Source organism: Arthrobacter sp. QXT-31, from assembly GCF_001969265.1.
GTDB lineage: Bacteria > Actinomycetota > Actinomycetes > Actinomycetales > Micrococcaceae > Arthrobacter.
Genome location: NZ_CP019304.1, coordinates 1,014,057 through 1,039,320 on the forward strand (window position 1 = coordinate 1,014,057; position 25,264 = coordinate 1,039,320).

Genomic DNA, 25,264 nt, shown 5'->3' on the forward strand with positions numbered 1-25,264 from the left:
AGCAGGATGGCCAGGGGCCGGGCGGTCGGAGTGGTTCTTTGAGGGGGCCGGGATGGCTGGATGGAACGCTGACACCGCAGCCGGACCTGTGGGTTCAGGCACAATCACCCTGGTGGAAGGCACCTCCTTCTGCATCTCCTCGCCCAATGGGGACATCCACCCCGAAAATCCGCATGGGGTTTTCTACCAGGACACACGCGTCCTGTCCGGATGGAAGCTGACGGTTAACGGCCAGGCACTTGAGCCGTTGGCGGCGGAGACGAAGGAGCCGTATCGCGCCCTGTTTGCCGGCCGCGTTACCCGGTCAGACGGCTACGCGGACAGCCCCTTAATTGTGGAGCGGCTGCGGGAGGTGGGCGCCGGTATCCAGGAGCAGATTACCGTTCGCAACTACTCGCTCGAGCCCGCCGAATGCGTCATATCAGTACGGCCTGAAGCAGACTTCGCGGATCTTTTCGAAGTCAAGGAAGCACGGATACAGCGGCGCTGGGAACAAGAACGGCAAGTAGCCGGTGATTCGCTGACCATCTTGGGCGCCTGGAATGACGTGCGGAAGGGCATGGTTATCCAGGCTCCCGGCGCCGATGTCACCCATGAGGCTCTCAGCTACCGCGTGTCCGTGGGGGCGCACGGACAATGGAGCACCCTCCTCACCGCAGTACCTAGCACTGAAGCGGCAAGTCCCCCGCCGCCGTCGTTCGTCCATACCGAAGGGGAGGACATATCCCCCCGCGACCGCCGGCGCCAGGAGTGGGTGGCCAAAATTCCCAAACTGCACATGGGCAACCATTCCATCGAACGAACCTTGCGGCGCAGCTACGACGACCTTGGCGCACTTCGCATCGAGGACCCGAACCATCCGGAACGCATCGTGGTTGCCGCCGGCGCGCCCTGGTTCATGACCCTGTTCGGGCGCGACTCACTCTGGGCATCGGAAATGGCCGTCGCCGTTGATCCTTCCCTGGCCCTCGGAACGCTGCAGACATTGGCTGACCGCCAGGGCACGGTAGTGGATCCCGTGACGGAAGAAGAGCCGGGCAAGATCCTGCATGAGGTGAGACTGGACGTTTCCAGCGGGCTTTCGCTGGGCGGGAAGCACATCTATTACGGCAGCGTGGACGCCACTCCGCTGTTCGTGACGATACTGGGAACGGTGAGCCGCTGGGGATTCGCGAAGGACACTATAGCCGCTCTGCTTCCCCATGCGGACCGGGCACTGGAGTGGATCCGGCAGGACGGCGACAAGGACGGCGACGGATTCGTCGAGTACCAGCGCCTCAACCCCCGCGGACTCATTAACCAGGGCTGGAAAGATTCGTGGGACGGGATCAACTTCGCCGACGGCACTATGGCGGAAGGGCCGATTGCACTGTGCGAAGTGCAGGCCTACGTCTATGACGCATACATGGCGCGCGCATGGATTGCCTATGACTCCGGGGAACGGTCTCTTGCTTCCGAGTTAGCCGATCAGGCAGCCCAACTGAAGAAGCGGTTTAACGAACAGTTCTGGATTCCCGAGCGCGGGTACTACGCGATTGCCCTCGACGGCAGGAAGCGCCAAGTTGACGCGTGCGCCTCAAACATGGGCCACTGTCTATGGACTGGTCTCATAGATGAAGACAAGGCGCCCATGGTGGCCGAACGGCTCATGTCCCCCGAGATGTTCAGTGGCTGGGGAGTAAGGACGTTGGCCAGCGACATGGGCGCGTACAACCCTGCCAGCTACCACAACGGATCCGTCTGGCCCCATGACAATGCGGTCATCGTTGCCGGTCTTGTGCGCTACGGTTTCGTGGAGCAGGCCCAGCGGATTTCGACGGCGCTGCTTGAGGCAGCCGATTACTCGAATGGCCGCCTGCCAGAACTGTTCTGCGGCTTCAGCCGCGAGCAGTTCGCTGAGCCGGTGCCTTATCCGACGGCGTGCTCACCCCAGGCCTGGGCTGCAACCACACCGCTGCAACTGGTGACAAGCCTGATGCGCTACGACACGCACGTTTCCCGCGGCGGCTTCTGGATGGATCCGGTGCTTCCGGAATCCTACGGTGACTTGCACATCACGAACGCCCCCATGGCAGGCGGCCGGATAACCATTGATATCGCCAATTCTGTCCCTTCGGTGCAGGGCCTGCCCCACGGGATGGTGTTCCACCAAGGGCATCGGCCATACCTCGCCGAACTCATCGAGCAGGCCGGCCTGGGACCAAAGGCCAGCACCCCGAGGCCGCACATCACCGCCGAAGGTTCTGCATAGCTGGAGTCCGGAATGACGTCCCGGAAGGTCGCTTACTTCTGCTCTAGAGGTTCTGCCTGGAGAGCATTCTGGAATTGACTGACCGTCTCCTGGCGGAAGGCCTCGAAGTCGCCTTGCAGGGCAAGTTCTGCGAGTTTCTCGTGCTCAACAGCTATGTCATGAAGGTCGCTGTAGGTGCGGTGGTCAGCCGCCAGGTACAGACGCAGCTTGGTCTCCCACCCGTTCCACATGCTTTGCAGCGCGGCGTTCCCGGAAAATTCGTAGAAGAGCCTGTGGAAGCGAAGATGAGCGTCAATGCTGCCTGGGATGTCATTGGTGTCGGTGGCCCGGTACAGTTCCTCGATGGTTTGCTTCAGCCGGAGCTGCCCCGGACCCCGCAAGGTAGGGGCCGAGAGCTCGGCAGCATACGGCTCGACGAGGACCCGGATTGCTGCGATCTCCGCTACGTCGCGAGCACTGACTTCCACAACGAATGATCCGCGGAAGGGGATCTTTACGACCAGCCCTTCCTCCTCAAGTTTGGTCAGCGCCTCACGTAGTGGGGACCGGCTGATGCCGAGGTCCGCAGCGATGTGCGTCTCGCGCAGTTGCTCCCCTGGAGGCACGGTTCCGTCAAGTATGGCGGTACGGAGCACGCGGTAGACACCCTCTGGCGTGGTTGTCCGTTGTTCCTGCCACTCGAACTTGCGGTCCATGCGCTGCCTTCCTTGTCGATTGTCGATTATATCGGGCCGCCTGTCAGACCGCGATTGCGGTGTACTTGTACTCCAGGAATTCCTCGATCCCGATTTTTCCGCCTTCGCGTCCAAGTCCGGATTGCTTAACCCCGCCAAACGGTGCCGCCGGGTTGGAAACCAAGCCGGTGTTCAGGCCGACCATTCCAACTTCCAGTTCCGCCGTGAAGCGCAGTGCCTTGTCCATGCTTTCGGTGAACACGTACCCGACCAGCCCCCACTCGGTATCGTTGGCCAGGCGGAGGACTTCTTCTTCGCTGTCGAACGGCAGGATCGCCGCCACCGGGCCGAAGATTTCCGTGCTCATCACTTCGGAGTCCAGCGCCACATCAACGAGGACGGTGGGGGTGTAGAAGTATCCGGGGCCTTCCGGACGGCTGGCGCCGGTCAGCACCCGTGCTCCCTTGGAGACAGCATCTGCAACGAGGCTTTCGACTTTTTCCACACCTTTGCGGTCGATGAGGGGCCCGACGTCGGTACCAGCCGAAGCGCCGTTGCCGACCCGTAGCTCTGACATCTTTTTGGAGAACTTCCCGCTGAATTCCTCGATCACGGAACGGTGGACGAAGAAGCGGTTTGCGGCTGTGCAGGCTTCCCCCATGTTCCGCATCTTTGCCGTCATGGCTCCCTCTACCGCCTTTTCGAGGTCTGCATCGGCCAGGACGATGAACGGTGCATTGCCCCCGAGTTCCATTGAGCAGCGCATCACGTTGTCCGCCGCCTGCTCGAGCAGAACCTTGCCAACCTCAGTGGAGCCGGTGAAGCTGACCTTCCTGGCCACGCCGCTGCTCATCCAGTGATCTACCACGCTGGAGGCCCTGGAGGTCGTGACAACGTTCAACACGCCATCGGGAAGGCCTGCTTCCCGGAAAATTTCTACCAGGGCAAGGGATGTCAGCGGCGTCAGGGCCGCCGGTTTGAAGACCATGGTGCATCCAGCGGCGACGGCAGGGGCAATCTTGCGGGCGCCCATGGCGAGCGGGAAGTTCCATGGGGTCACCAGTACGCAAGGGCCAATGGGTTCCTTGGTGACCACGATCCTGGTGTCGCCGTCCAGGGAGGCTGCGCTGTCACCGCCAATACGGACAGCTTCCTCTGAGAACCAACGGAGCATGTCGGCCCCGTAGGCCACTTCGCCCCTCGCTTCTGCGAGCGGCTTGCCCATTTCCGCCGTCATGATGGCGGCGAGCCGGTCCGTATTGGCGGTCACCAGTTCAAAGGCGCGCCGGAGAATGTCACCTCGTTCGCGGGGCGTGGATTTGCTCCACTCTGCTTGGGCACGGTCTGCTGCCCCGAGAGCCAAGGCAGCGTCCTCAGGACCGCCGTCGGCAACACGTGCAATGATCTCGTTCGTCGCGGGGTTCTCCACCGGGAAGGTAGCTGAATTTGTTGCCTCTTGCCATACGCCGTCAATGAACAGCTGCGTTTGAAGAGTGGTGGGAAATGAAGTGGTCATGTCACGCTTTCGGTAATTGAGGGGCAGAGTATTGGACGGAGGGCTGGCGCGCCTTGAACCGCTCCGGGCGCACGAAGTCCAGGCCCACGAATGACTGCTTGCCGAGCACTTCGTGCGCAGCGATGTGGCCGAAGCCAGTGGCATTCTTGAATCCGCCTCCGGAGAAGCCTGTGGCGCAGTAGATCCTGCTTGACTCGCCGAGCCAGCCCAGCAGCGGGTTCCGGTCCTCCGTGTAGAGGTCCGGAAAGGCGTCGGAGCGGACGATCGTCGGAATGAGGCCGGGGAAGAATTCGGTGACGGTTTCGACAGTCTCGGGGATTTCAACTGCTGAGAGGTCCCGGGGGAAACCATTGGGGTCGGTTGTGACCGTGCCCCGGCCGTCCAAGGTGGCTTTGACGGTGACTCCGTCAACCGTGGGTGCTCCGTACATGGAGCGGTCCTCGTACATCCGGCTGAAAGTGGGGAAGTTGTCCGGAGTGAACTGGGCTGCGTCGCGGGCAACAAACCAGGACAGGAAAACTCTGCGTGTTTCCGTGTGTGCCTTCAGGTAGTCGGGCATGAGCTGCCGGGACCAACCCCCGGAGGCGATGAGGACCTTTCCGAAGGTCCAGGAGGTGCCTCCTGAGGTGATGACAACGCCGTCGTTGGTTTCCCTGATGCTGCTGACTGGAGTGTTGTTGAGGACCGTTGCCCCGTTGGCCGCTGCGGCAGCGACGGCTGCCGTTACTGCCCGGTCGGTCCGAAGAACACCGGCGTTGGGGTCGAACACTGCGGAGTCGTCCGCCCTGAGGTTGTGTTGGGGGTAGCGTTCGGCCATTTCCTCACGGGTCAGGATCTGGTGGGCAGCCCCGTTGATCCGGGTGGTTTCCAGGACGCTGCGGAGGTAGGGTCCATCGGTGCTTCCGATGGACAGTCCGCCACAACGAGTGAGGATATCCTGTCCGGTTTCTGCTTCGAGCTCCGCCCAGAGGTCACGTGAGCGCTCCAGGATCGGGTAGTACCCGGGGGTTCCGCGGTAGATCATGCGGAACAGCCGGGTGTCCCCGCCAACGGCGCTGCGTGCGTGTGCGGGAGTGTGTGCCTCGAAGCCGACCACGGAGTCGGAAAGCCGTGAGGCCTGCCAGAGTGCCATGCTTCCGATGCTGCCAAGCCCAATTACGGCAAGTTTTCCGTCCATTTGCTTAGAACCTCTCCTTGTTGTGTTTGAGGTCCAAGTGAAGGACCTGGTTGGTGCCTATTCATGAAGTCCCGCGAGCCTGCTGCCGAACCTGGCAAGGAGTGAGGTATGCGTGGAATTCCTGCACTCTTCCCATTGATCCGCCAGTCCGAACAGCCGGTACATGCCGTGGACACCCAGCCAACGGATCGGTTCCGGTTCCCATTTCCGTGCGCGGTAGCCGACCCAGGGAAGTGTGGTGCGCTGCGTCTTCCGTTCGAAAGCCAGTTCCGCGAGAGTCCGCCCGCCCACGTAGGCTGCCGTGACGCCGTGCCCTGCGTATCCGGTTGAGGATCCGATCCCGGACGCCGGGTCCCAGTTCACCCCGCCGTTCCAGTCACGGGTGACGCCGAGGACCCCGGACCAGGCGTGGTCCACTTCGAACTGGATGCCAGGGAAGAAGGAGCGGAGCTTGGTGGAGATCAGGTCAATTGTGGACTGGGCAGTTGAACCGGCGCCCCCGGTGCCGGAGCCGTAGCGGTATGGCACTCCCCTGCCGCCGATCGCGATGCGGCCGTCCGCTGTGCGTTGGGAGTAGATGAAGGTATGTGCGGAGTCGTTAAGGCACTGCTGCCCGTTCCAGCCAATTTGCTGCCACGCCTCCTGCGACAGCGGTTTGGTCACAATCATTGAGGAATTGATCGGTATCAGCGTCCTGCCGCCAAGCAGTGGACCGGAATATCCTTCGGTGCAGATGAACGTTTTGGCCGCGGTCACCCGCCCGTTTGGCAGGGTGAGGGTCTTGCCGTTGATGCTGCCGACCCGGCTGCGTTCGTAGATGCTCACGCCCATGGAGGTCAGGGTGTCAGCGAGACCGTAGACGAGTTTGGCTGGCTGGATCCGGGCACAGTGCTTGTAGAAGAGCCCGCCGTGGACGGTGGAGATGTTGACCCGGCTCTGGAACTCGTCCCGGCCGAGCAGGTGTACCTCATCTTCGGTCACCCCATACTTCAAGTCGGCGTCGCGCCTGGTGACCAGCCGGCCGAGCCCTGCCCTGGTGTGGGCAGCCACGAGCGCGCCACCTTTATGCTGATCCGCATCAATGCCCTCGGCCTGAAGAATATCCAGGACGGAGTCGACGCCGGCAATAAACTCCTGCTGGAAGGCCCGGCTCGCGTCCAGCCCGCCCCCGGATACACGCGCAAACGTGGCGCGGTTTCCTGGAATCATGGCAGACAGCCAGCCGCCGTTCCGTCCGGACGCGCCGTAGCCTATCTGCTCTGCCTCAAAAACCGCGACCGCAAGCGACGGCTCGAGCTTCTTGGCGAAATAGGCCGCCCACAGGCCGGTGTAGCCGCCACCGATGATGGCCAGGTCTACTGACCCGTCGCCTGTGAAGCGGGGGTACGCGGGCCTCTTGTCCGCGAGTCCGGCCATCCAGAAGCCGAGCTCTCCGTTTCGGGGTGCTGCCGCAAGGGCTGTCATTGTTGTCCTTCTTTATGTGTGAACCGTTGAGCCAATACGACTGCGGGACATCCCCAGCCTTGGCTGGCTTAGATGTGCCTGCGCCGGATGGCGTGGTGTCAGAAGGCGGTGTAGCCGCCGTCGACGGGGAGGACCGCTCCTGTGATGTAGGAGGATTCCGGTGACGCCATGAAAAGTATGGCGTCGGCGATCTCTTCGGGCGTTGCGAGGCGTTGGAGCGGGATCTGGCCCTCCCGCTCGCGGCGGTAGGCCTCGGGGTCGGGCCTCCGCTGGAACGATGCCTCGATGACGGGAGTGACGGTCAGTCCTGGCGCAACAACGTTGACGCGGATGTTGCGTGAGGCCCACTCGATAGCAGCTCCCTTGGCGAGCATGATGAGACCGCCCTTAGCCGCGGAGTACAGGACTTCGCCGGGTTTGCCAACCAGTCCCAGTCGTGAACTGACGAGGACGAACGAGCCGCCTGTGGCGGGCATCAGTGGTGCGAAATGCTTCATCATCAGGAAGGCACTGAGCAGGTTGCTGTGGATTACGTTCTTCGCATCCTCATACGCCATCTCCGTCAGGGGGCCGCTGACCTGCAGTCCGTGGTTAAGGACGACGACGTCCACGGTTCCGAACGATTCGGCGGCCTGGCGGGCCAGGCCTTCGACGAAGGCCTCATCGTTGAGATCTCCAGGGACGTACAGGTCGCCGGGCTGGGCGGTATCAAGTCGCTCCCTGCGGCCCGTGAGCAGCAGTCGGGCGCCTTCGCGTCGGAAGCGGGAACTCACTGCTTCCCCGATTCCGCTGCTGGCACCGGTTATAACGGCAGTGGACTTATCAAGCCTCATGGGGTCACTCCTTGGTACGGTGAATCGCTTGGGTTGCGGGCTTTGGGACGGGATGTCCGTCAGGGACGGCTCAGCTCAGGAATCCGCGCGCATCCACCCGCCACCGCTCCAGCGATGCGCCCGCGCTGTCCGTGACAATCAATTCCTCAAAATTGATGACAACCGGGCAGACGTGGTTCGGCACGATCGGAAGCACCGTGCCGACGCTCGGGCGGAAATCGCCAGCCGGCAGCGGCAGAAACCCGTGATACTCGTTGAGCTTGGAGAGAATGGCCGACGTGCCGGGCACGGCCCCGTAGCCAATCTCGGGGCTGCCTTCTCGGCTGAGTGCTTTGCTGCCTACATCGAGGATGACCTGATCAGGAACCCAGCTGCTGACCACCGTGCCGGCGACGAACAGAGCAATTTGGTCTTCAGTGCAGGCCCCCAGCCGGGCGTTGTTCAAGTCATTGAACACATATTCTCCGGGCCGGATTTCGGTGATCACGCTGCTGGCGGTGGAGAACTCCACCGTCGGGGTGGAGCCCGCACTGACCACCTCGGGGCTGATGCCCACCGCGCTGAAGCTGCGCACCGCTGTGGTGAGCGCGGCCTCCTGGTCCAGTGCCGCGGCCTTGCGGGCGTCCCGGTTGGAGCTACCGTGACCTGGATACGTGAAGATGCCCACCGGGACGAGTCCGCGTCTGCGGGCGGCAGCTGCGAGGTCGCCTGCGATCTCGGGCGGCGCACCGGAGCGACGAGCACCGCAGTCCACCTCGATGACAACCTGCAGCCGTTCGGCTTCAGTGCCCATCGCGTCAGCAAGGGCATCGATAGCCGCGAAATTGTCGACGCCGACCCGCAGCCGGGTGGTGACGGCAAGTTTGCGCAGCCGCAGGCCTTTCGTTCCCGAAGGCCAGATCGGGTAGGCGATGAAGATATCGTCGAAGCCCGCTGCGGCGAAGACTTCGGCCTCACCAACGTTTCCTGCGGTAATTCCGACAGCCCCGGCCTTGACCTGGCGCCAGCCGATTTCCACACACTTATGTGTTTTTACGTGCGGCCTGACGTCGAGGTTGTGCTGGGCGGCGAAGCCCTGCATGCGATCGATGTTGTCCTGCATCACGTCGACCAGAATGATCGGCGCAGGGGTGTCAATTCGCCCGGCGAGGGCGTTGAGTGCTCCCTGAATACGGTTCACGCTTGTTCTCCTCATGAATTTGGGCCAGCACGTCCGCCCCTAAACGGCTGTGCAGATCATCTGGATCTCCACAGGAGTGTTCAGCGGCAGTCCGGCGACGCCGATTGCGGTGCGGGCGTGCCGTCCGTTGTCGCCCAACACTTCGATGAGCACTTCGCTGGCCGCGTTGGCGACCTGCGATTGCAGGCCGAAGTCCGGTGTACTGGCCACGAAGACCAGCATCTGCACGATCCGGACCCGCTCCAGATTTCCTACCGCCTGCACGGCGGCCGCGAGGCAATTGACCGCGGTATGGCGGGCGAGGTCCTGCGCCGTTTCCAGCCCGACGTCCCTGCCGACGATCCCTGTGCCCAGCAGGACACCGTCCTTGTAGGGCAGTTGGCCGGAGATGTGGATGCTGGAATCCACCGCTCGGTGGTGCACGAAGTAGGGGTTGTCCGCGAGGCTGGGAAGGTCCAGGCCGAGGGCCCGGAGCCGGTCCAAAGCGGAGTCCGCCGTTGCGAGGCTCATTGCCGGTCAGGTCCTTCTTACGAGGCAGCCGGTCGTGGCAGGCCAAAGAGGACGGGGAGATCGGCGATGTCGGTGATCCGCTCGTAGCCGAGCCAGTGCTCGTCGTGCTCGAAGCCCCGGTCAACGTACACCTTGTTCTTAATGCCCATGATGGCTGCAGGCCTGTGGTCATACATCGGGCTCGCAGAGACATGCACGATCTCGTCCGGTGTTACGCCAAGCTTGTCGAACATGTACTCAAAGGCTCCGAGTCGCGGCTTGTACATGCCCATCTGCTCGGCGCTGATGATGACGTCGAATGGGGCCTGGAGGTTCGCCGCAAGGCGCACAGCGTGGGCGGTGTCACTGTTGGTGATGATGACCAACGGAACTTCCTCAGCCAGCCGGTTCAATGCCTCGGTCACACCCGGGTACGGGCCAAAGGACGGGATGTTCTCATAGACTGCCCGCGCGTCGGCGGCACGGAACTCGAGGCCTACCCGGCGCGACGCGCGTTCCATGGAGTCGGCAACGATCTGGTGGAACGGCTTGTATTCGCCCGTGCACTCGTCGATGCGGTACGCCTTGCAGGCCCGCAGGTACTCGTCCGCGATCTCTGCCGGCAGCCGGTCGCCCAGGACTTCGCGGATCGCGTCGTTGATTGCGAACTTGATCAGCGTTCCGTTCATGTCGAACGTAGCGAACTTCGGTTTCGTTTCGAATGCCATTTTTCCTCCACATTATCTTGGTCGATTGTCGACGACACTTCCACGAGCTTGTCGATAGCTGCTTACGAGGAGTGCCGTCGATTGTCGACAATAGTCGCCCTACCTGTAGATTGTCAACAGTTTGTTCGACTTGGGTGAGTGTCCGGTGCTCCGGTCATAGCACGACGGCGGGAGGCCGGCAGATCTGCCGGCCCCCCGCCGTCGTGGTTGAGCGGAAAGGGAGCTAACCCGCCAGCCCGGCCACCAGGAAGATGACTGCGGCGATGGCGAAGCCCATGACTCCGATGAAGGTTTCCATGACCGTCCAGGTCTTCAGCGTGGTCTTGACGTCCATGCCGAAGAAGCGGCCCACCAGCCAGAAGCCCGAGTCGTTCACGTGCGAGACCACCACGGAACCGGCGGCCACGGCGATCACCATCGTGGCGATCTGCATGCCGTTCAGCCCGGCGGATGCTACGGCGGGCGCGATGAGCCCCGCGGTGGTGGTCAGGGCCACGGTCGCAGAACCCTGGGCGATGCGCAGGATCGCGGAGATCAGGAAGCCGGCCAGGATGAGCGGAATGCCCATGTTGCCCAGCACGTCGGCCAGCGCGTCGCCGATGCCGGAGGTGCGCAGCACGCCGCCGAACATGCCGCCGGCGCCGGTGATGAGGATGACCGAGCAGACCGGTCCCAGCGAGGATTCGAGCAGCTTCTCGAGGGCGCCGGTGTGGACGCCGCGGCGGGCGCCAAGGACGAACATCGCCACGAGCACGGAGATCAGCAGTGCCACCGGGGTCTCGCCGAGGGTGCGCAGCAGCTGGAACCACTGCTCGTCCTTGACGCCCTCGGGAAGGACGCCGGAGGCGGCGAGGGTGTTCAGGCCGGTGTTCATGAAGATCAGGACCAGCGGCAGGAGCAGCATGCCAATGACGGTGCGGAAGCGCGGCGGGTGCGATTCAGCCTCGGCGGACGCATGGCCAAGGAGTTCCGGCACGGGAAGCACCAGCTTCTTGCCCGTCCACAGGCCGTACAGGTAGGCGGTGACGTACCAGGTGGGGATGGCGGTGAGCAGGCCGGCGATGGTCACCAGGCCGACGTTCGCTTCAAAGAAGGCCGACGCCGAGACCGGGCCCGGGTGCGGCGGCAGGAAGATGTGCATCACGGAGAACGCGCCGGCGGCCGGGAGGCCATAGCGCAGCACTCCCCCGCCCAGCCTGTGGGCGACGGCGAAAACGACGGGGAGCATGACCACAAGGCCGGCGTCGAAGAAGATGGGGAAGCCGAAGATCAGTGAGGCAAGGCCCAGCGCGAAGGGGGCGCGCTTCTCGCCGAAGATGCCGATCAGGTAGTCGGCCAGCACCTTGGCGCCGCCGCTGGTTTCCACGATGCGGCCGAGCATGGCGCCCAGGCCGACGAGCAGTGCCACGGTCCCGTGGGTCGTCCCGAAGCCGTTGATCAGCACCGGTACCACCTGGTTGGCGGGGATCCCGGTCGCGAAGGCCGTGGCAAGGCTGACCACGATCAGGGCGAGCAGCGCATGCATGCGCAGCCTGATGATCAGGAACAGCAGGACGCCGATCGCCGCGGCCGCGATGAGCAGCAGCGGTCCTGCGCCCAGCGTTTGAGTCCATCCTTCGATGGTCATGGTTCTCCTTTGAAACAGATTTCTTGGGGGGTGGGGATAGAAAGAGAGTGAAGGGGCGCCTAGTTGGCAGGAGGTGCCTGGTCCGGGGAGAGCTTGAGCGCGGCCAGGATGGACTGGATGAGTTCCTCCGGGGTGCGGGTGATGTCGAGGCGGAGGCTTCCGGCCTCCACTTCCGCGTCGGTGAGGGGCTCCAGCGTAGCGAGCTGGCTGGGCAGGAGCGTGGGCGGCATGAAGTGGCCCTCACGTCCCTGCATGCGCTCGCTGAGCAGGTCCGCCTCGCCGTGCAGGTGGAGGAAGATGACGCGGCCTTCGGCCTTGGCCAGGAGCTGCCGGTAGCTCTGCTTGAGCGCGGAGCACGTGAGTACGGTGCTGTGGCCGTCCCGCGCCTGGGCGGTCATCCAGTCCTGGATCTGCTGCAGCCATGGCCAGCGGTCCTCATCCTGCAGCGGAATGCCCTGGCTCATCTTGTCGATGTTGGCCTGGGGGTGGAATTCGTCGGCCTCGGCGCAGGCCCAGCCGAGGTGCTTGGACAGGGCCGCGGCGATCGTGGACTTGCCCGAACCGGCAACGCCCATGACCACCAGATGCGTGGCTGGATACTGCATGTTTTACCTCCGAAGAAGACGTCTTTGGCTTGTGGAAGAAGCTCAATCTGCAGTCCTACTCGGTCTGCGCTGGGAATAAGGTATCACCAATTCATTTAAAAGATACTATCTTTTCGTGTCACAGGTCATACCTTTTCTTTTTCTTCCGGTACTCTGGAGAGGCGCTCGGCGCGCTGAGGGAAGGCAGGATCATGTCGACGGCGACAGAAGACCACGCGGATAACGCGTCCGACGGCGGGTTGTCACCCGCCATGCATGAACGCGTGCTTGACGCTGTGGGCGTGGCCATCGCCTCCGGCAGCCTCGCGCCGGGAAGCCGCCTGACCCTCGAGGGCCTCCAGCAGGAGTACGGCATTTCCCGCACTGTTGCCCGGGACACCATGAAGGTCCTCGAATCGATGAACCTCGTCTACTCCCGCCGGCGGGTGGGCATCGTGGTGCAGGACCCGCAGCTCTGGAACGTCTACGATCCCAAGCTGGTCCGCTGGCGCCTCGCGTCGGAACGCCGCGCCCAGCAGTACGCCAGTCTCACGGAGCTGCGCATCGCCGTCGAGCCCATTGCGGCGGCCGGTGCCGCCCGCCGGGCCAGCGCGGCAGAGCGCAGCCAGCTCGTGGCCTTGGCCGCGGACCTGCGGCGGCTGGGTGAAGCGGGCGAGCTGGAGGCATTCCTCGAGGCGGACATCGCCTATCACCGGCTGCTCCTGAAGAGCTGCGGCAACGAGATGTTTTCGGCCCTCGACGAGATGGTGGCCGAGGTGCTGACCAGCCGGACGAAACAGGGCCTCATGCCGTTCAAGCCCCGGCCCGAAGCGCTCGACGCCCACGAGAAAGTGGCGGCGGCGGTGGCCGGCGGGGACGCCACGGCTGCCGAGGTCGCCATGCACCACATTCTCGACGAGGTGCGTGAGGCGATGGGGCTACATCTGGCCCCCGCCGCTGGCTGAACTTTTGAAACCGAGCCTGTCGAATCTCCTGGGCCGGGAGCATAATTTAACCCCGCTCAATCTTTCACGTGCCGTGCACGCGGGCGGGTAATTCACCGGCTGGACCCTTATGGGGTGCCGGCATCCTGGCGAAAGGTGGGCCGGGCTGGTCCACCGCTTCGCACCCTTACCGAAATGGAAACACCGGTCTCAGAGGGTTGGAAGAAAATGTTGTGCAGGACCAGAACAGGATTGATGTCCCTGGTCGCGGCTGCTGTCTTGGCAGCAGGATCCTTGCCCGGGACTGCCGCCGGCAGCTCCGTGCTTCATGACGATGATGATGATGACTCCAAGCTGACCTCCCAGCAGCGCGATCTCGTCGAGACGCTGAGGGATGTCACGGAGGACTACCGTTCGCTGGATGAAGCGATGGAGGACGGCTACAAGAAGGTGACCGGATGCGTCGAGAAGGCGGGTGTTGGCGCGATGGGGTTCCACTACGCCAAGAACTCCCTGATCGATGCCAAGACTGACGCACACCATCCGGAAATACTCGTGTACATGCCCAACAGGCATGGACGGTACAAGCTGGTTGCCGTTGAATTCCTTTCCACGGCGAAGAAGCGCCCCGTGATTGCGGGCGTGAAATTCGACAACGGGCCGTTCCCCAAGACTTTCGCCCTGCATGCCTGGGTGTGGCGGGAGAATCCTGACGGCATGTTTGCTGCCTACAATCCGGACCTTAAATGCCGCAAGTAGCCGAATGCCGTAAATAGCCGAGTGGCCTAGGAGCGCGCTGAATATATCGTCACGGTCTGGCGTGCCTGCCGGGTTTTCGGGGCCGGTGATTAATGCTGGTGTCATGCAGGGTCGCGAGGATGCTCAGCGTGGGTATTTGGATGTGGAAGCGCTGGCCGGGGAGTTGTTGGCCCCGGGCAGCGTTTTCGCGTTTTTGGCAGAACATCGGGGGAGGTTGTTCCCGGATTCGATAATGGAGGATCTGTTCCCCTCCGGGCGGGGGCGTCCGTCGGTGCCGGCGCCGGTGATCGGCTCGGTTCTGGTGCTGCAGGCGTTGCAGGGGCTCTCGGACCGCGAGACCGCGGAGGCGTTGACGTTTGACCTGCGGTGGAAAGCCGCCTGCGGGTACGGGCTGAACCAGGCCGCGTTCCATCCGAGCACGTTGACGTATTGGCGCCGGCGGCTGGCCGCGTCGGGGAATCCTCACCGGGTCATGGAAGCGATCGCGGAGGTCGTCGCGGAGACCGGAATCCTGAAAGGCAAGCGCCGCCGGGCATTGGATTCTACGGTCCTCGATGATGCGGTGGCCCGGCAGGACACGGTCACTCAGCTGATCGCCGGGATCCGCCGCTTCGGCCGGGACGTGCCCGGTGGCAAGGACCTGATCGCGGCCCACGGCACCGGGTATGACTACACGCGCACCGGCAAACCTGACATCGCCTGGGATGATCAGGACGCCAGGGACGGGCTGGTCTCGGCGCTGGTCACGGACGCGCTGGCGCTGCTGGCCGCGGTCGATCCCGAAACGCTCGAGGGCAAGGCGGCTGATGCGTACGCGCTACTGGCCCTGGTAGCCGGGCAGGACGTGGAACCGGCCGAGGATTCGGACGGGACCGATGGGCGGTGGCGGATCGCGCGCAGGGTCGCCCCCGACCGGGTGATCTCGACGGTGGACCCCGATTCCAGGCATGCCCACAAGACCCGGGAAGAGCGCCGGGACGGATACAAGGCCCACATCGTGATCGAACCCGATACCGGTCTGGTGACCGCCGCGATGATCACGAAGGCCGCGGGCGAGGGCACGTCCGATGCGGACGCCGGGGCGATGCTGCTGGGCCAGGACGGGACGGTCACCTCAGACGTCCAGGTGTTGGCGGACTCTGCCTACGGGACCGGGGAACTGCTCAGGACCCTCGCCGCGGCCGGACACACCGCGTTGATCAAGCCCAAGCCCTTGGCCAGGGCTGTCGAGGGCGGGTTCACGATCGATGATTTCGCCTACGATCAGCTGGCCGGGACGCTGACCTGCCCCAACGGGCTGGTCCGAACGATCACCGCGAAGGGCTATGTCACGTTCGGTGCAGGCTGCGCCGGTTGCCCGCTGCGCTCCCGCTGCACGACCGCAACCCGGGGCCGGAAGATCGAACTGCACCCGGAGCACGCGCTGATGCGCGAACACCGCGCCGCATCACGTGCGGAGGGGTTCCACGCCGACTACACACGCCACCGCCCCATGGTCGAACGCTCCATCGCCTGGCTCGTGAAAGACAACCGGCGCCTGCGCTACCGCGGTACGACAAAGAACCACGCCTGGTGGCAGCTGCGCATCGCCGCAGTAAACCTCAAACGCCTCCTGAACCTCGGTCTCACCAACGACAAAGGATCATGGGCCATCGCATGAGGGACACACTGGACCCCGGGAAGGACCCGGAAAGGCTCTTCCTGGGTCGGATACACGGGCCCGAACCGACGACTGGCCTCCAAAAGAATCCGCTCCGACCACCCGCACATGCCTGAGAAGCCGGGCAAAGCGCTCACGCACCCGCCCAACCCCTCAAAAAGCCCCTAGTTCAGCAGTCTCCTAGATGACCGAAACTGACGGGAGGCCGGCATTACTGCCGGCCTCCCGCCGTCGTGCTTCCAGCTGGCCGACGCCCGCCCTACCAGAGCCGGGCGCTGGAGTACGGAACGCTGGGCAGGTCGCCGGCTTCCCAGGACGCATGGGAGCGGACGCCGGGGCTGTGCCCCCGGCCGTCGGTGAGGACGGATCGGACGGTGGCGGTGACAACCCAGAGTCCGATGAGAAGCAGGATAACGAGCAGTGCCATGGTGTTTGTGCCTCGTGTTGGTGTGGGCGGATGGGATGGCTTCAGTGTCCGCAGCGGGCGTGTGAGCCAGCGTGTGAATGCCCGCTGACGCCACGGAGGGCCGGGGCTAGAATGACGCGTATGGCCGAAAGCACCATTCGGCTCCTCGGTCCGCCGGCGATCGAGTCCACTGGCACTTCTTCTCCGCAGCCCCGGGGCCGCAAGGCCTGGGCCGTGCTGGCCTACCTTGCGCTGCAGCCGGACGGCACCGGGCGGTCGCGGCTGGCAACGCTGCTGTTCCCGGATGCGGCAGATCCCCTCGGTGCGCTGCGCTGGAACCTCTCGGAGCTTCGGCGGACGCTCGCGGGTGTGACGTTCGACGGTGATCCGGTCCGGCTGGTGCTGCAGCCGCCGTGGCGGTGCGACGCCGTCGAACTGGTTTCATCGGGTGCGCTCCCCCGCCCGGACCCGCGCAGCCTGAACGGCCAACTGCTGGAGGGCCTGTCCTTCGCCGACTGCCCGGTTTTCGATTCGTGGCTGGCGGACCAGCGCTACCGGCTGGAGAACTGCGCGCAATCTTGGCTGTACGAGTCGTCCGTGTCCGCGCTGGCCTCCGGTGATCCGCGGGAGGCAGCTGAGCTTGCCTCGCGTGTGCTGCAGCGCGACCCCTTCCACACAGACTGCAACGCCGTGCTGGTCAGGGCACTCGTGGCGGCCGGCGAGCACCGGCGCGCACGGGAGCACGTGGCCAGGTGCGCCGACCTTTACCGGGACGAACTGAACCTGCCGCTGCCGCCCGAGATCCGCCGCGCCCTGGCAGGCGCGGAACCCGAGACCGACCCGGGGATCCCCGCCACGGCTACCACGGTGCGGTCCTACCTCGACGCCGGCGGCGCCTCGCTCCTGGCCGGGGCCGTGGACCGGGGGCTGGACCAGCTGCGGCTCGCCGTCGTCCTGGCCCAGCGCACGCCGGACAGGCACCTGCTGGCCGAGTCGCTGGTCACGCTGGCCGGGGCGATGATCCACCAGGCGGGCGGCCGCGGTGCGGAGGTGGCGGATTTCCTGCACCGGGCGCTGTCGGCGGAAGCACCGGCGGCCGGCATGCGGGGCAAGCCGCCGTCGGACGCGTCGCCGTCGGAAAAGCACGACGGCGCGTCCCCCACTTCCGCGGCCGCCTACCGCGAGCTGGGGTACTTGTCCGTCCAGCGCGGTGTTCCGGACCGGGCAGCGGGCTGGCTGCAGCGGGCAAGTTCGGCCGCTGCCGGATTCCCCGAGGAGCAGGCACGGGTCCTGGCGATCCAGGGCATGCTGGCCTCGGACACCGCCAGGTACGGGGATGCGATAGATGTGCTGACTGCGTCCATCCGGCTGGCGCGGGAGCTGCGGAACCGCCGGCAACTGGCATTCAGCAGCGCGCTCCTCGGGCGGGTGATGCTGCTGCGCGGGGAGCTGGAACAGGCGGTCGAGCCGCTGGACCATGCACTGCAGTGGATCCTGGCCGAGCACTGGACGGCGTTCGAACCCTTTGTGGCAGGAGTGCGCGGAGAAACCTACCTGGCGGCAGGTGATCTCGAGGCCGCCGCGGAAATGATCGACAGGTCGTGGGTGCTGGCGGACCTGGCCGGGGACCACTGCTACATGGCCCTCGCGGCGGGGGCGGAAGCCCGCTTGTTCCTGGCACACGGCGACCTCGCCGCGGCGCAGCACTGGGTGGACAGAGGGATGCAGCCCAAACCCTGGTACCTCTGGTATTCGGCCCGGCTGCTGGACGTCGCCGCGGAAGTGGCCATCGCCGCAAGGGATGAGCGGACTGAAGAAGTGGTGGAGAGGCTTGGGGCACTCGCGAGCCGGAGCGGAATGCGTGAGTTCGTGGTGCGGGCGCAGTCCCACCGCGCCGTGCTCGGCGATGAGGCTGCAGCCCAGGCCGTTCCCTGGCTGGCGAAGCAGATCGACAACCCCGCCCTGACCGCATTCCTCGCGGCGCGCGGGCAGCTCTGAAGTGAGCTCAGTCAGCGGTCATTCAGCACCTGGCTGACTTCCAGGAAGAACTTCACGCCGCCGTCGGTCAGCAGCCGTTGCCGCCAGCGGGTCTCCCGCGCTTCCATCAGATGGAGGCAGCCAAGCGCACGCCTGACGGTTTGGTTGATGTCCGATGCCCACGACTCCGGTATTGGGTGGCCGGAGCGGGTCACAAAACCGGCGGCCTCCAGGGCAGCGCGGATCGCTTCCACCTTGCGGTTCCAAGGCGGGGCGATGCCGGTCAGATGCCAGAACGCGTAGAGCCGGGTGACGAGGTAGACGGCGTCATGTTCCGGCCTGCCGATCTTGTCGATGACAAGATCCCACAGGTCCGCCGGCCGCTCCAGGGCCCGCCTGCCGGCGGTTGTCAGCACCAGCCGGCCCTTCAGCTTCCTGAGCAGCCGCCACCTGATGACGTGCTCCCGGAGCTCCATGACAGTTACCGCATGCGCCTCCCGGTTCGCCTTGCCCATCACCATGTTGCTCCAGCCGAGTTCCTCTATGGCCCGCAGCACCATGGCCGGTTTCAAGTAGCCGTCCTTGGTGAGTTCCACGCCGTCGGGCGACGCCTGCTCCAGCAGCCAGCGGACCGGCCGCAGCACGGCATCGCGGTCCTCGTCCGTGAGCGGCTGGGGCCACCACTGAAGGCTGAGGTTCCGCAGCTTGCGGTTTACGCTCTGGACGTCAAAGGCTGACGCGTCGAATTGGCGGCCGCTCTGGCCGGTCAGCTGAAAGACCCAGCTGTCCGCGTCCGCGTACTCGGCATGGTTCCTGTCCGCCAGGATCTGCACCAGCCGCGTGTAGCCCGCCGCACCGCCCGAATCTTCCACGGGACCCCGGCTTGCACCCTCCAGGCAGACCAACTCGCCGGCAGCAAGGTCGACGGCGCCCAGAAGTTCCACCTCATGCGTCCAGCAGTCACCAAAGTCGTACTCGTACTCAATGCGGGACCTTCCCGGCTGTTTCGCGTCCAGAAGGTCCGAAAGCACGACGCCGGAAACCGCCGCGGCCTCAGCTTCTTCCGTTTCGTAGTCCGGCCCGGCGAGAACCGCTGGCTTGCCTTTTCGGTCCACGTACCGGATGCCGTAGAGGTGCCGGTCCTCCCAGCCGAAGGCCGCCTGGACAGCGAGATGGAATTGGGGAACAGTCAGGTCCGCCGGCAGCTGAAGCCTGCGCCAGATCTCCGGGTCGGTGCCCTGAATACTGACGCGCAGGTCGAAGGCGGGGACGGCGTCGGTGGAGTGCATGATGGCCATTGTTCCATCGACCAACGAAAACAGGGCCCGCCAAAATTGGCGGACCCTGTTCGGAACCTAACGGTCCGGGAACTCTAGGAAATTAGAGAGCCTGGATGTTCACGGCCTGGGGACCCTTGGGGCCCTGCTCGGTTTCGAAGGAAACCTTCTGGTTCTCTTCGAGGGAGCGGAAGCCGGAGGAGTTGATCGCGGAGTAGTGCGCGAAAACGTCCTGGGAAGAGTCGTCCGGGGAGATGAAGCCGAAGCCCTTTTCAGCGTTAAACCATTTGACGGTGCCAGTAGCCATTATTTTTGTCCTTCGTGAAGGTGGAGGAAAAGTCCCGACTTTCGGGCCCTCCGGTGTGGGGTGTTCAAAACCGCTACTTCAGAAGAACGCGGACTTCCGACCGCGCGTACTGCCTGAACTACACAATGCAAACACAACAACGTCATCCACTCTACACGAGATCCCCCGTGCCCCTCGCCAAACTTGCAGGAACAACCTTTCGGCCAGCTATGGAACAGCCGCAGCGCGGGCGAAAAGTCAGAGGTACTGCGTGAACCACTCGGCGGCCAACTCGGCTGCCTTGGCGAGGGTTCCCGGTTCTTCAAAGAGGTGCGTGGCCCCCGGGATGATCTCCAGACGGGTGGGCGCGTCCATGAGCGCCATGGCCTGGCGGTTCAGGCCGAGGACCTGGGAGTCAGCTCCGCCGACAATCAACAGGGTGGGGGCACGCACCGCGGCAAGCTTCTCGCCGGCCAGATCCGGACGGCCCCCGCGGGAAACGACGGCGGCCACCTGCGCATCGGCTTCAGCCGCGGCCCACAGGGCGGCGCCTGCTCCTGTGCTGGACCCGAAATAGCCGATCCGGCTCGACGACGTGTCCTGCCTCGCGCCCAGCCACCGGCTTGCAGTCGCGAGGCGCGCGGCGAGCAGGGCAATGTTGAACACGTTTGCGCGGTCCGGTTCCTCGGCCGGCGTAAGCAGATCAAGCAGCAGCGTGCCCAGGCCGGCGTCATGGAGGACCGACGCCACGTACCGGTTACGGGGGCTGTGACGGCTGCTGCCGCTGCCGTGGGCGAAGACGACGACGGCCTCACAGGGTGAGGGCAGGTGCAGGCTGCCGCGGAGCCGGACCTCTCCGCAGGGTATGTCCACTTCCTCCTCGATTCCGGCATCCCCCGCTGCCTGAAGAGGCCGGCGCGGTGGCCGGGCCGCGGCGTCGAGCATCCGCAGAACCTCTTCGTCCTCCGTCGGCGCGAAGTCACGGTAGTAATAGCCCACGGAGTGGAACATCGTGGCCGGCACCAGGCACACGACGTCGTCCGGTTCAGTAAGCGAGGCGAGCACCCGGGCGGGAGCAACAGGCACGGCCAGGATCACCTTTGCCGCGCCGAGTTGCCTGGCCCTTTCGCATGCTGCGCGCGCCGTCGAGCCGGTGGCCAGGCCGTCGTCGACGATGATGGCCGTGACGCCGTGCAAGTCACTGTGCGTCCGCCCTCGGCGATACCTGGCCAGCCAGCTTTCCAGAAGCTTCCGCTCCTTGCGTTCGACTGCTCCCACATCCCGTTCAGTGAGCCGGTATGTGGCGATCACGCGCTGATCAAGTACCCGGGTGCTTCCCTCTCCGATGGCCCCCATGGCAACCTCGGGCTGGAACGGAACCCCCAGTTTCCGCACAACAATCACATCCAGCGGGGCATCGAGTGCTTTCGCCACCTCGACGGCAACCGGAACACCGCCGCGGGGCAACCCCAGCACCACCGTCTCCTGGCCCCGCAGCCCGGCCAGCCTGTCTCCCAGCCGCCGGCCGGCATCGGCCCTGTCCAGGAACTCGAACATCGAGGTGATCCCTCCCTTCAGAGGCGGCAACGCGAGTAACATCACCAGCACCAGCAATTCCAGTCAACGCCCTTCCGCCAATGCCTTCAAGGGAAGATCTGGAAGCCGGCCCTACCGGAGGGGGAACCATGGAAATGCCCAAAGCCACCGAGGCCGACAAGGAGCGCTTCCGGGCCGCGCTGCCGCCGGATCCCGAGGTGGTGGTGAAGCCGATGTTCGGGAACCTGGGCGCGTTCGTCAACGGCAACATGTTCGCCGGGCTGTTCGGGCCGACCATCGGAGTCAAGCTCTCGGACGAGGACCGTGAAATGCTCGAGTCGTCGGAGCGGACTGTGCCGTTCGGCCCTGCGGAGCGTCCGATGGGCGGCTATACGGGGCTGCCTGAAGTCTGGAACGAAGAGGGCGACGGCGACACCACGCGGGCCAGGGCCTGGGTAACCAAGGCCTTCAATTTCGTGGCAGGGCTGCCGCCCAAGGAACCGAAGGCCAAGGCCTCCAAAAAGTAACGGAGCTAAGGCTGGACCACGTCCACGAGTTCTGAGCGGCTGCCGGTCTCCAGGTCCTCCGTCAGGACCAGCGAGCGGACCTCGGGGCAGTAGTACTTGTGCTCCCGCGCGTTCTTCTCCAGCGGCGTCCAGTCGAGGACCTTCACACAGTCGGTGTATTTGCGGGCCTTGGTGGTGACGGCCTGGCCGGTGGCGATGGTGTCCCTCATGTCCTCCGCGTTATTGATGTAAAACTCCTGGCGGTAAGAATCGCCAACACGCTGGTCGGCCTTCATCCAAATGCCGGCTTTCGCCCCGTCCTTTCCGTGCAGGAAGCTGCCCGCGTGGTGGATCAGGATCCCGTTCCAGTAGTTGTTCACGTCCTCCCCGAAGTACCACACGTCCCCGTTTTTATGCTGCGCCAGGTAATCCCTGGTCTCCTCTACCAGCTGGCCGTTCTTGTACTCCTTGTCCAGATAGACCACCGTCTCGAAGCCCTCGATCTGCATCTTCTCCGGCAGGATCTCGATCTCGATCCGCTCGGTGACTCTGCCTCCCGCCGTCGTCTCATACGTCATCTTCTTGCCGACAGGGAGGGCGAAGTACTTGTTGGTGATGTCGGTGGTGAAATCCGCAGGACTGATCTGCGGGTTGTACTCCCCGGCCCTGCTTCTTTTGATGTTGTCGTTGTAAAAAAAGACCGCCCCGCCGGCAACCAGCAGCAGGACGAGAACACCGAGGAATATTTTGGTTCGCAATAACATGACCTTTTCCCACTCCTTCTGAGTAGAAATTCCTATAAAGGGTCAGAGCACCGTTGCTTGCCCATGGCCATGGAAAAAAGGTAGTGCAGCCCGCCCGGAACCAGAAGACCCCAATGCGGACACCTCCAAGGCCACGATCGCGGCCTGTCCCGAGGCCCTTGCCTGCCACTCGCGGACATTCTAAAATTAGATAACTTATTTTTAGAAGGTGCGCCATGGAACAGGCACAAGCACGCCGCACCGGCAAGCAGCAGGGCGGCGGTTGAGATGGACTGGCAAGGCTGGGCGCTGTTTGGGCTCCTCGCCACCACTGCGCTGACCGCGGTGCTGATCGCGTGCCAGATGGCCGGCTGGACAAGGCTCGACCTGCCGCTGGTCCTGGGCAGCCTCGTGACGCCGGATCCGGACAAGGCGCGTGTCGCCGGGTTCTTCATCCACCTCGCGGCCGGGCAGGTCTTCGCGCTCGGCTACGCGGCGGTTTTCGCTCTGCTGGGCCGAGCCACGTGGTGGATCGGCGCACTGCTGGGCCTCCTGCACGTCGCCGTCGCGCTGACCGTCATCCTGCCCCTGCTGCCGGGCATTCATCCGAGGATGGCCAGCACCAGGGCCGGCCCGGCCAGCCGTTCAGCCCTCGAACCGCCGGGCCTGCTCGGCCTGAACTACGGGATCCAGACTCCGGCAGTAGCCGTGGCGGCCCACCTGGTGTACGGCTCGCTGCTCGGACTGCTCCTCACCGCTGGCTGACAGGGAGAAGGTGAAGCCACGTGGAAACCAGGATGCACTCCCCCGCCCTGGAGGACTACGGGCTGCTGGGCGACACGCGGACTGCCGCGCTGGTCTCGGCCGACGGCGGCATCGACTGGCTCTGCGCGCCCACCTTCGACGGCGATCCCGTCTTCGGCGCGCTGCTCGGCGGCGCCGAAGCCGGCACCTTCCGCGCCGGCCCCGCCTTCCCCGCCGAACGCCTCGTCCGCCGGTACCGGCCGCACACGGCGACGCTCGAAACGGTCTGGGCCGCGGACGGGGGAACACTGACCCTCACCGAAGCGATGGTGGCCGAGGTGTCGGGCCGCCTGCTGCCCACCACCCTCCTGATCCGGCGGCTGGAGGCCGACGGCGCACCGGTACGGGCCGCCGTCGACTTTAACCCCCGGTTCGGCGAGCGCCATCTGCGCCCCCGCGTCCGGAGGGGGCGGCATCTGGTCTGCGAATGGGGCGCCCTGGCCATGTCACTCGGCTGCAGCGGCGGGTTGCGGGTTGAGCCGGGTACGACGGCGGAACTCACCGTTGAGCCCGGCCGTCCCGTGGTGATGGTGCTTGGGTTGGCATATACGGAACCGCTGATCTGGGTGGATCCGGAGACCGCGTGGGACCTGGTGGAAGCCGATGAGGACCGCTGGCGGGAGTGGACGTCGGGCATCAGCCGGGACGTTCCGTTCCGTGAACCGGTGCTGCGGAGCCTGCTGACGCTGAAGCTGCTGACCTACTCCCCCTCGGGAGCACCGGTGGCCGCCCCTACCACGTCACTGCCGGAGGACCCGGGCGGCATCCGCAACTGGGACTACAGGTACGCCTGGCCGCGGGATGCCAGCATCGGCATCGCCGCGTTCCTTGGCCTCGGCAAGGATGCCGAGGCACTGAACTTCCTGAACTGGCTCCTGCACGCCAGCAGGCTGGAGCGGCCCCGGCTGCCGGCCCTGCTCACCCTGACCGGCGGGCATGTCCCCCGCGAGCGCACGCTGGAGAACTGGCCGGGCTACGCGGACAGCTCTCCGGTGCGGGCGGGCAACGGGGCCGCGCACCAGCATCAGCTGGACGGCTACGGCTGGGTGCTCGACGCCGCGTGGAACCTCGTGCGGCAGGGGCGGCGCCTGAACTCGGAGACGTGGCGGGCGATGCGCAGCTTCACGGATCTGGTGGCGCGGCGGTGGCCGGAACCGGACGCGGGCATCTGGGAAATCAGGGCCGATGCCGCGCACCATGTGCATTCGAAGATCATGGGCTGGCTCGCCCTTGACCGGGCACTGCGGATTGCCGAAACCCACCGCATCAGCGCCCGGCGGCGGCGCCGGTGGGAGACGGCACGAAGCGAGCTCACAGCCGACATCAGGGCGCAGGGATTCGACGCCGCCCGGAACACATACACGCGCTCCTACGGATCGGCCGATCTCGACTCGGCCCTGCTGATCCTGCCCGTGACCGGCTTCGAGGATTCCGGCTCTCCGCGGCTGCGGGGGACGGTGGATGCGGTGTGGGTTGAGTTGTCGGCCGGCTACCCCTTCCTCTACCGCTACCCGCCCGGCCAGGACGGGTTGCCCGGTGATGAAGGAGCTTTCCTGCCGTGTTCCTTCTGGCTGGCCCAGGCCCTCGCCCTGACGGGACGGGCAGCCGAGGCTGCGGAACTGTTCGAGTCGCTGCTGGGCTACGCCGGTCCGCTGGGCCTGTTCAGCGAGGAAGCCGATCCCGCCACCGGAACGCTCCTCGGCAACTATCCGCAGGCGATGACGCACGCCGCGCTGGTCCAGGCGGCGCTGGCCCTCCGCGACGCCTCCCACCAGCTGGCGCCCCTCCCGCAGGCCGCGGGCCCGAAGGAAGCCTGACTCCTCCACCGGCACAGCCCTGACGG

General features: G+C 64.9%; 23 protein-coding genes. 8 read left to right on the top strand and 15 right to left on the bottom strand.

Going from position 1 to position 25,264, the window contains the following annotated elements; genetic code table 11:
* The first annotated feature begins 52 nt into the window (after positions 1-52).
* A complete protein-coding gene (locus BWQ92_RS04610) occupies positions 53-2,251 on the top strand; it encodes an amylo-alpha-1,6-glucosidase (RefSeq protein WP_076798498.1) in 2,199 nt (732 codons plus the stop codon).
* A gap of 32 nt (positions 2,252-2,283) precedes the next feature.
* Here the strand turns inward: BWQ92_RS04610 and BWQ92_RS04615 are convergent, their stop codons facing one another.
* From BWQ92_RS04615 to BWQ92_RS04660, 10 genes are all read right to left on the bottom strand, one after another.
* Positions 2,284-2,946 (bottom strand): GntR family transcriptional regulator, encoded by a 663-nt coding sequence (locus tag BWQ92_RS04615; protein ID WP_076798499.1) that lies wholly within the window; start codon positions 2,944-2,946, stop codon positions 2,284-2,286.
* A gap of 43 nt (positions 2,947-2,989) precedes the next feature.
* Positions 2,990-4,441 (bottom strand): NAD-dependent succinate-semialdehyde dehydrogenase, encoded by a 1,452-nt coding sequence (locus BWQ92_RS04620; protein WP_076798500.1) that lies wholly within the window; start codon positions 4,439-4,441, stop codon positions 2,990-2,992.
* A 1-nt stretch (position 4,442) separates the two neighbouring features.
* Complete coding sequence (locus tag BWQ92_RS04625; RefSeq protein ID WP_076798501.1) at positions 4,443-5,618, bottom strand: FAD-dependent oxidoreductase; 1,176 nt, start codon at positions 5,616-5,618, stop codon at positions 4,443-4,445.
* 57 nt (positions 5,619-5,675) lie between these two features.
* A complete protein-coding gene (locus tag BWQ92_RS04630) occupies positions 5,676-7,082 on the bottom strand; it encodes an NAD(P)/FAD-dependent oxidoreductase (RefSeq protein ID WP_076798502.1) in 1,407 nt (468 codons plus the stop codon).
* Between the two features lie 98 nt (positions 7,083-7,180).
* Positions 7,181-7,915, bottom strand: coding sequence for an SDR family NAD(P)-dependent oxidoreductase (locus tag BWQ92_RS04635; protein ID WP_076798503.1), 735 nt, complete (start codon positions 7,913-7,915; stop codon positions 7,181-7,183).
* 70 nt (positions 7,916-7,985) lie between these two features.
* Positions 7,986-9,095, bottom strand: coding sequence for an alanine racemase (locus tag BWQ92_RS04640; RefSeq protein ID WP_076798504.1), 1,110 nt, complete (start codon positions 9,093-9,095; stop codon positions 7,986-7,988).
* A gap of 39 nt (positions 9,096-9,134) precedes the next feature.
* Entirely contained in the window at positions 9,135-9,605 is a 471-nt protein-coding gene (locus tag BWQ92_RS04645; RefSeq protein ID WP_076798505.1) for a RidA family protein, read from the bottom strand.
* Between the two features lie 17 nt (positions 9,606-9,622).
* On the bottom strand, positions 9,623-10,312 hold the full coding sequence (locus tag BWQ92_RS04650; protein ID WP_076798506.1) for a haloacid dehalogenase type II: 690 nt from the start codon (positions 10,310-10,312) through the stop codon (positions 9,623-9,625).
* A gap of 223 nt (positions 10,313-10,535) precedes the next feature.
* Positions 10,536-11,939, bottom strand: a complete 1,404-nt coding sequence (locus tag BWQ92_RS04655) for a GntP family permease (RefSeq protein ID WP_076798507.1) — start codon at positions 11,937-11,939, stop codon at positions 10,536-10,538.
* 59 nt (positions 11,940-11,998) lie between these two features.
* Positions 11,999-12,544, bottom strand: a complete 546-nt coding sequence (locus tag BWQ92_RS04660) for a gluconokinase (RefSeq protein WP_076798508.1) — start codon at positions 12,542-12,544, stop codon at positions 11,999-12,001.
* Positions 12,545-12,735: 191 nt separating this feature from the next.
* Between BWQ92_RS04660 and BWQ92_RS04665 the strand changes: the two genes are divergently transcribed.
* The 3 genes from BWQ92_RS04665 to BWQ92_RS04675 all read left to right on the top strand — a co-directional run bounded on the left by BWQ92_RS04665 (position 12,736) and on the right by BWQ92_RS04675 (position 15,886).
* Entirely contained in the window at positions 12,736-13,488 is a 753-nt protein-coding gene (locus BWQ92_RS04665) for a FadR/GntR family transcriptional regulator (RefSeq protein ID WP_083706213.1), read from the top strand.
* A gap of 273 nt (positions 13,489-13,761) precedes the next feature.
* A complete protein-coding gene (locus BWQ92_RS04670; RefSeq protein ID WP_236783103.1) occupies positions 13,762-14,226 on the top strand; it encodes a hypothetical protein in 465 nt (154 codons plus the stop codon).
* Positions 14,227-14,329: 103 nt separating this feature from the next.
* Entirely contained in the window at positions 14,330-15,886 is a 1,557-nt protein-coding gene (locus tag BWQ92_RS04675; RefSeq protein ID WP_076798510.1) for an IS1182 family transposase, read from the top strand.
* 259 nt (positions 15,887-16,145) lie between these two features.
* Here BWQ92_RS04675 and BWQ92_RS23820 read toward each other — a convergent pair whose 3' ends face one another.
* Positions 16,146-16,313 carry a hypothetical protein gene (locus tag BWQ92_RS23820; protein WP_172804245.1) on the bottom strand — a complete coding sequence of 56 codons (168 nt, stop codon included), beginning with the start codon at positions 16,311-16,313 and terminating at the stop codon, positions 16,146-16,148.
* Positions 16,314-16,433: 120 nt separating this feature from the next.
* On the opposite strand from BWQ92_RS23820, the gene BWQ92_RS04680 reads away from it, so the two are divergent.
* Entirely contained in the window at positions 16,434-18,290 is a 1,857-nt protein-coding gene (locus BWQ92_RS04680) for a tetratricopeptide repeat protein (RefSeq protein WP_236783104.1), read from the top strand.
* 11 nt (positions 18,291-18,301) lie between these two features.
* On the opposite strand, the gene BWQ92_RS04685 is transcribed toward BWQ92_RS04680, so the two are convergent.
* The 3 genes from BWQ92_RS04685 to BWQ92_RS04695 all read right to left on the bottom strand — a co-directional run bounded on the left by BWQ92_RS04685 (position 18,302) and on the right by BWQ92_RS04695 (position 21,389).
* The gene (locus BWQ92_RS04685; RefSeq protein ID WP_172804246.1) at positions 18,302-19,558 is read right to left on the bottom strand and encodes a plasmid pRiA4b ORF-3 family protein; all 1,257 of its coding nucleotides are present in this window, start codon (positions 19,556-19,558) and stop codon (positions 18,302-18,304) included.
* Positions 19,559-19,649: 91 nt separating this feature from the next.
* The gene (locus BWQ92_RS04690; protein ID WP_076798513.1) at positions 19,650-19,853 is read right to left on the bottom strand and encodes a cold-shock protein; all 204 of its coding nucleotides are present in this window, start codon (positions 19,851-19,853) and stop codon (positions 19,650-19,652) included.
* A 237-nt stretch (positions 19,854-20,090) separates the two neighbouring features.
* On the bottom strand, positions 20,091-21,389 hold the full coding sequence (locus BWQ92_RS04695; protein WP_076798514.1) for a phosphoribosyltransferase family protein: 1,299 nt from the start codon (positions 21,387-21,389) through the stop codon (positions 20,091-20,093).
* A gap of 128 nt (positions 21,390-21,517) precedes the next feature.
* On the opposite strand from BWQ92_RS04695, the gene BWQ92_RS04700 reads away from it, so the two are divergent.
* On the top strand, positions 21,518-21,895 hold the full coding sequence (locus tag BWQ92_RS04700; RefSeq protein WP_076798515.1) for a TfoX/Sxy family protein: 378 nt from the start codon (positions 21,518-21,520) through the stop codon (positions 21,893-21,895).
* A 5-nt stretch (positions 21,896-21,900) separates the two neighbouring features.
* Here the strand turns inward: BWQ92_RS04700 and BWQ92_RS04705 are convergent, their stop codons facing one another.
* Positions 21,901-22,638, bottom strand: a complete 738-nt coding sequence (locus tag BWQ92_RS04705; protein ID WP_076798516.1) for a hypothetical protein — start codon at positions 22,636-22,638, stop codon at positions 21,901-21,903.
* Between the two features lie 267 nt (positions 22,639-22,905).
* On the opposite strand from BWQ92_RS04705, the gene BWQ92_RS04710 reads away from it, so the two are divergent.
* The gene (locus BWQ92_RS04710) at positions 22,906-23,382 is read left to right on the top strand and encodes a hypothetical protein (protein ID WP_076798517.1); all 477 of its coding nucleotides are present in this window, start codon (positions 22,906-22,908) and stop codon (positions 23,380-23,382) included.
* Between the two features lie 20 nt (positions 23,383-23,402).
* Positions 23,403-25,238 carry a glycoside hydrolase family 15 protein gene (locus BWQ92_RS04715; RefSeq protein WP_236783105.1) on the top strand — a complete coding sequence of 612 codons (1,836 nt, stop codon included), beginning with the start codon at positions 23,403-23,405 and terminating at the stop codon, positions 25,236-25,238.
* Positions 25,239-25,264 lie beyond the last annotated feature (26 nt).

Excerpts from the sequence above, each read along its gene's own strand:
- BWQ92_RS04610 (WP_076798498.1), top strand. The coding sequence starts at position 53 with ATGGCTGGATGGAACGCTGACACCGCAGCCGGACCTGTGGGTTCAGGC.
- BWQ92_RS04615 (WP_076798499.1), bottom strand. The coding sequence starts at position 2,946 with ATGGACCGCAAGTTCGAGTGGCAGGAACAACGGACAACCACGCCAGAG.
- BWQ92_RS04620 (WP_076798500.1), bottom strand. The coding sequence starts at position 4,441 with ATGACCACTTCATTTCCCACCACTCTTCAAACGCAGCTGTTCATTGAC.
- BWQ92_RS04625 (WP_076798501.1), bottom strand. The coding sequence starts at position 5,618 with ATGGACGGAAAACTTGCCGTAATTGGGCTTGGCAGCATCGGAAGCATG.
- BWQ92_RS04630 (WP_076798502.1), bottom strand. The coding sequence starts at position 7,082 with ATGACAGCCCTTGCGGCAGCACCCCGAAACGGAGAGCTCGGCTTCTGG.
- BWQ92_RS04635 (WP_076798503.1), bottom strand. The coding sequence starts at position 7,915 with ATGAGGCTTGATAAGTCCACTGCCGTTATAACCGGTGCCAGCAGCGGA.
- BWQ92_RS04645 (WP_076798505.1), bottom strand. The coding sequence starts at position 9,605 with ATGAGCCTCGCAACGGCGGACTCCGCTTTGGACCGGCTCCGGGCCCTC.
- BWQ92_RS04650 (WP_076798506.1), bottom strand. The coding sequence starts at position 10,312 with ATGGCATTCGAAACGAAACCGAAGTTCGCTACGTTCGACATGAACGGA.
- BWQ92_RS04655 (WP_076798507.1), bottom strand. The coding sequence starts at position 11,939 with ATGACCATCGAAGGATGGACTCAAACGCTGGGCGCAGGACCGCTGCTG.
- BWQ92_RS04660 (WP_076798508.1), bottom strand. The coding sequence starts at position 12,544 with ATGCAGTATCCAGCCACGCATCTGGTGGTCATGGGCGTTGCCGGTTCG.
- BWQ92_RS04665 (WP_083706213.1), top strand. The coding sequence starts at position 12,736 with ATGTCGACGGCGACAGAAGACCACGCGGATAACGCGTCCGACGGCGGG.
- BWQ92_RS04675 (WP_076798510.1), top strand. The coding sequence starts at position 14,330 with ATGCAGGGTCGCGAGGATGCTCAGCGTGGGTATTTGGATGTGGAAGCG.
- BWQ92_RS23820 (WP_172804245.1), bottom strand. The coding sequence starts at position 16,313 with ATGGCACTGCTCGTTATCCTGCTTCTCATCGGACTCTGGGTTGTCACC.
- BWQ92_RS04680 (WP_236783104.1), top strand. The coding sequence starts at position 16,434 with ATGGCCGAAAGCACCATTCGGCTCCTCGGTCCGCCGGCGATCGAGTCC.
- BWQ92_RS04685 (WP_172804246.1), bottom strand. The coding sequence starts at position 19,558 with ATGCACTCCACCGACGCCGTCCCCGCCTTCGACCTGCGCGTCAGTATT.
- BWQ92_RS04690 (WP_076798513.1), bottom strand. The coding sequence starts at position 19,853 with ATGGCTACTGGCACCGTCAAATGGTTTAACGCTGAAAAGGGCTTCGGC.
- BWQ92_RS04695 (WP_076798514.1), bottom strand. The coding sequence starts at position 21,389 with ATGTTCGAGTTCCTGGACAGGGCCGATGCCGGCCGGCGGCTGGGAGAC.
- BWQ92_RS04700 (WP_076798515.1), top strand. The coding sequence starts at position 21,518 with ATGGAAATGCCCAAAGCCACCGAGGCCGACAAGGAGCGCTTCCGGGCC.
- BWQ92_RS04705 (WP_076798516.1), bottom strand. The coding sequence starts at position 22,638 with ATGTTATTGCGAACCAAAATATTCCTCGGTGTTCTCGTCCTGCTGCTG.
- BWQ92_RS04710 (WP_076798517.1), top strand. The coding sequence starts at position 22,906 with ATGGACTGGCAAGGCTGGGCGCTGTTTGGGCTCCTCGCCACCACTGCG.